Below are 769 nucleotides of genomic sequence, written 5' to 3' on the forward strand. Positions count from 1 at the left end.
GAATTCCGGATAGCCGTAGACGCAGACATCCTCGCTCTTGGGCTCCGGATTTTCCTTCTGTCGGCGCGCGTAGCTGTGCATCGAGATCACGAACGGCTCGGACCCGAGCTCTTTCGCGACGTCGTCCATGAACTGATCAAGCCGCTTGAGAACCGGGAAGTAGAACTCGCGCAGGCGGGCCACTCGTTCTTGTTCAGTGAGTGCTTTGTTGAGCGGGATCGCCGTGCCGTCTGCCACCGGCGCGATGCACTCCAGCTCGTCGCTATCTCGATTCAGGTCTACGACAAGCCGTGAATGAGTCACTCGGAAGACGCTGGCCTTGGTCGCTTTCGCAAGCAACTTGGTCATCTCGCCGGCTCCCAGATCAACGGCAATGTGCCGATCCAGGTCTGCTTGATCGCTGATCCCAAGGGGGTGCCCATGCTCATCGTGCAGCCGCTGCGGAATGTGCCGGCCCTCGTGCACGGAGATCAAGACGAGAGGGGCAATACCCGGTTCGATCATGTAGAGGGGAACACCCAATGCGTCACCTTCGAGCGTAGAATTGCGAGCACCGCGATCTCACAGCTTGGCGTTCGGGCAACGTCAGCTCGTCCGGACTTCTAGAAAGCAATGTCACGAATGATGCGGCGTTCCTATGCTTACCGTCCGAAGCGAGCGCTCGTCAGCGCGTGTACTCCAAGTCGTCGTTGGCTAAATTTTGATATGTAACCACCTGACGGCCGCTCAACCTCGATCAGGTCTTTTATTTGCAAAGATGGACCGCGTT

General features: G+C 57.7%; 1 protein-coding gene. It reads right to left on the minus strand.

The features are described 5' to 3' along the window. The coding region (locus BRAO375_RS28685; protein WP_175345386.1) for an N-formylglutamate amidohydrolase at positions 1 to 522 on the minus strand (522 nt) is incomplete at its 3' end. Positions 523 to 769 lie beyond the last annotated feature (247 nt).

Source organism: Bradyrhizobium sp. ORS 375, assembly GCF_000239775.1.
Taxonomy (GTDB): domain Bacteria; phylum Pseudomonadota; class Alphaproteobacteria; order Rhizobiales; family Xanthobacteraceae; genus Bradyrhizobium.